The sequence below is a fragment of the Kitasatospora sp. NPDC004745 genome, assembly GCF_042873275.1.
Classification (GTDB): domain Bacteria; phylum Actinomycetota; class Actinomycetes; order Streptomycetales; family Streptomycetaceae; genus Kitasatospora.
Window position 1 is genome coordinate 1 of sequence record NZ_JBIALK010000062.1, and the last position, 4,250, is coordinate 4,250.

At 77.4% G+C, this 4,250-nt stretch carries 1 protein-coding gene; it reads right to left on the minus strand.

The annotated features are described in order from the left end of the window. On the minus strand, window positions 1-4,250 hold a 4,250-nt coding region (locus ACFYUY_RS39970), incomplete at both ends, for a type I polyketide synthase (RefSeq protein WP_387908421.1).

Sequence of the window (4,250 nt, forward strand, 5' to 3'; positions counted from 1 at the left end):
GCGTGGGCTTCGGTGGGGGTGCGCAGGATGACGGCGGCGCGGTGGTCGAAGGTGGTGCGGGTGGTGGCCAGGGCGTGCGCGACCTCGGCGGGGTGGACGTCCTGATCGTGGAGGTGGTCGGCGAGGCGGCGGGCCTGTGCGCGTAGCGCGGTGTCGTTCCGGGCGGACAGCTGCCACACGTACGGCCCGGGCACCTCGACGTCCTCCGCGAGGACCTCACCGGTGTCGGGTTCCTCGAGGATCAGGTGGGCGTTGGTGCCGCTGATGCCGAAGGAGGAGACCGCTCCCCGGCGCGGACGCCCGGTCGCCGGCCAGGGACGGTGCCCGGTGAGCAGCTCGGCCCGCCCGGCCGTCCAGTCCACATGCGGGGACGGCGCGTCCAGGTGCAGGGTGCGCGGGAGTTCGCGGTGCCGGAAGGCCTCGATCAGCTTGATGATGCTCGCGACGCCGGCCGCGGCCTGGGTGTGCCCGAGGTTGGACTTGACCGAGCCCAGCAGCACCGGCAGCTCGCGGTCCTGCCCGTAGGTGGCCAGGATGGCCTGGGCCTCGATCGGGTCGCCGAGGGTGGTGCCCGTGCCGTGTGCCTCCACCACGTCGACGTCCGCGGTGGTCAGCCCGGCGTTGGCCAGCGCGGCCCGGATGACGCGCTGCTGGGAGGGGCCGTTGGGGGCGGTGAGCCCGTTGCTGGCGCCGTCCTGGTTGACGGCCGAGCCGCGCAGCACGGCGAGCACCGGGTGCCCGTTGCGCCGGGCGTCCGAGAGGCGTTCCAGTACCAGCAGGCCCGCGCCCTCACCCCAGGCGGTGCCGTCGGCGGCGGCCGCGAAGGGCTTGCACCGCCCGTCCGCCGCCAGGCCGCGCTGACGGCTGAACTCGACGAAGGCCGCGGGCGTGGCCATCACGGTGACCCCGCCCGCCAGCGCCAGCGTGGACTCCCCCGAGCGCAGCGACTGGGCCGCCAGGTGGACGGCCACCAGGGAGGAGGAGCAGGCGGTGTCCACCGTGACCGCCGGGCCCTCCAGCCCGAGCACGTAGGAGACCCGGCCGCTGGCGACGCTGCCCGCACTGCCCTGCCCGAGGTGGCCCTCGAAGCCGCTCGGTGCGGCGCCGTGCAGCCGGGCGCCGTAGTCGTCGTACATGACGCCGGCGAACACCCCGGTGCGGGAGCCGCGGAGCGTGGTCGGGTCGATGCCGGCCCGCTCGACGGCCTCCCAGGCGGTCTCCAGCAGCAGCCGCTGCTGCGGGTCGGTGGCCAGTGCCTCCCGGGTGCTGATGCCGAAGAACTCGGGGTCGAAGTCGGCGGCGCGGTCCAGGAATCCGCCGGAGCGGGTGTAGGTCGTCCCGGTGTGCTCCGGGTCGGGGTGGTAGAGGTTCTCCAGGTCCCAGCCGCGGTCCGCCGGGAACGGGCCGATCGCGTCCACGCCGTCGGCGACGAGGCGCCACAGCTCCTCCGGGGAGGCGACGCCACCGGGGAAGCGGCAGCCGATGCCGACGACGGCGATCGGCTCCTCGGAGGAGCCGGGCGTCGGCAGCGGGCCGGCGGTGGCGCTGTCGGCGGTGGTGCTGTCGTCGGTGCCGAACAGCTCGTCCAGCAGGTGGCCGGCCAGCAGGGTGACCGTCGGGTGGTCGAAGACGGCGGTGGCGGAGAGACGGACGCCGAGTGCGGCGGCGAGCCGGTTGCGCAGGTCGACGGCGGTGAGCGAGTCGACGCCGAGGTCGGTGAAGGCGCGGTCGGTGGGGACGGCCTCGGCGTTCGGGTGGGCGAGGGCCGCGGCGGCGTGCTCCTGCACCAGCCGGACGAGTCGGCCGCGCCGCTCGGCCGGGTCCGCGGCGGTGAGGTCCGCGGCCAGGGCGCTGCCGACTCGGACGGCGCCGGCGGTCGCGGCCACCCGGCGGCCGGCCGGCACCAGGCCCCGCAGCAGCACCGGGACGGTGTCGGCCGTGGCGCCCGCGAGGTCGAGGCGGGCCGGGAGGACGGTGGCCGGGCCGCCCTCCAGTGCGGCGTCGAACAGGGCGAGCGCCTGGGGGACGGGCAGCGGCGCCACGCCCGAGCGGCGCAGCCGGGCCCGGTCGGCGGTGCTCAGTCCGCCGCCCATACCGGCCTCGCCCGCCCACAGGCCCCAGGCCAGCGAGAGCGCGGGCAGGCCCGCGGCCCGGCGCCGGGCGGCGAGTGCGTCGAGGAAGGAGTTGGCGGCGGCGTAGGCGGCCTGACCGGCGCCGCCGAGCACCCCGGCGGCCGAGGAGAACAGCACGAAGGCCGTCAGCCCCTCGGTGAGCTCGTGCAGGTGCCAGGCGGCCTCGGCCTTCGGGCGCAGGACGGCGTGCAGCCGCTCGGGGGTGAGGGAGTCGAGTGTGCCGTCGTCCAGGACCCCGGCGGCGTGCACGACCGCCGTCACCGGGTGGGCGGCGAGCAGGGCGGCCACCTCGTCCCGGTCACCGAGGTCGGCGGCGACGAGCAGCACCTCGGCGCCGAGCCCGGCGAGTTCCTCCTGCAGCCGGGACGCACCGGGCGCCTCGGGCCCGCGCCGGCTCACCAGCAGCAGCCGCCGGACCCGGTGCCGCTCGACGAGGTGCCGGGCGACGTGCCCGCCCAGCGCGCCGGTGGCACCGGTCAGCAGCACGGTGCCGTCGGCGTCGAACCGCGCGGCGGGCTCGGGGACCGGGGTGGCGTTCGGCTCGGGGGTCGCCGTCACGCCCGGCGTCAGGTCCGATCCGGCACCTGACCCGGCGCCCGATCCCGCGTCCGGCTCGGCGCGGACGAGCCGGGGTACCAGCAGACCGCCTTCGCGCAGGGCGAGTTGGGGATCGTCGGCCCCGAGGGCGAAGGCCGTCCGGAGCAGCGGAGCGGCGGCGAGCGGGGGCTCCGCCCCGGGTTCCACGGCGGGCGTGTCGAGCAGCAGGATCCGGCCCGGGTGCTCGCTCTGGGCGCTGCGGACCAGGCCCCAGAGGGCGGCCGCGGCGAGGTCGGCCGGCGCCTCCCCGGCGGCGGCGCCGACGCCGCCGGCGGTCTGCACCAGCAGGCGGGCGTCGACCGAGCGCGGTTCGGCGAGCCACTCGCGCAGGAGCGTCAGGTAGTGGGCCACGGCCGAGCGGACGAGCTTGGGCGGGGCGGTGACACCGTCGTCGGTGATCGCCCGGAGGACGGTGTCGGGCAGCGGGCCCTCGGGGTGGGCGGCGCGCAGGGCGTCCAGGTCGGGGAGCGCGCCGTGCGGGTCGAGCACGGCCCAGGTCCGGTCCGCCGGCGGCCCGGCCGGGGCGGGTACCGGCGACCAGGCGGTGGTGTAGAGCGGTCCGGCACCGACGGCGAGCGCGCCCGGGGCGAGGGGGCGCAGGGCGAGGTGGTCGGCGGTCAGTACCGGTCCGCCGACCGGATCGGCGGCGTGGACGGCGTACCCGCCGTCGACCGGGGTCAGCCGGACGTGCAGGACGGTCGCGGCGCTCGCATGCACCTGGACGCCGGCCCAGGCGAACGGCAGCAGCAGGCCCTCGTCCGGGCCGGTGGCGGCCAGCAGCGCGTGCAGGGCGGCGTCGAGCAGCGCGGGGTGCACGGTGAAGCGGGCCGGGTCGCCGAACGCGCCGTCGGGGAGCCGGACTTCGGCGAACAGGAGGTCGCCGGCGCGCCAGGCCGCGTGCAGCCCGCGGAAGGCCGGGCCGTAGCTGCGGCCCTGGTCGGCGAGCCGCTCGTAGAGGCCGTCGACGGGGAGTGCTTCGGCGTCGGCGGGCGGCCGGATGCCGGACTGTCGGACGGGCTCGGCGGCTGCGGCCGGTCCGGCCCACCCGGTGGCGTTGCGGATCCACTCCGCGCCCGCCTCGGCGCGGCTGTGGACGGCGAGTTCGCGGCGTCCGTGGGTGTCCGGTCCGGCCACCGTGACCTGGATCTCCAGGGTCTCGCCCGCCGGCAGCACGGCCGGGGCGAGCAGGGTCAGCTCGCCGATCCGGGCGGCGTCCAGCCGGCCGGCGGTGTGCAGCGCGAGGTCGAGCAGCGCCGTCCCGGGGAGCAGCACGGTGCCGTGGACGGCGTGGTCGGCCAGCCACGGGTGGCTGCGGACGGAGAGGCGTCCGGAGAGCACGGCGCCGCCGTCGTCGGCGAGTTCGACCACCAGGTCGGCCAGCTGGTGTTCGGCGGGCCGGTCCGCGAGGAGGCGGCGGGCCGGTGCGTCCAGCCAGAGGTGTTGGTGTTGGAAGGGGTAGGTGGGGAGGGGGGTGTGGTTGGTGTGGGTGGTGGTGTGGGTGAGGGGTGTGCCGGTGGTCCA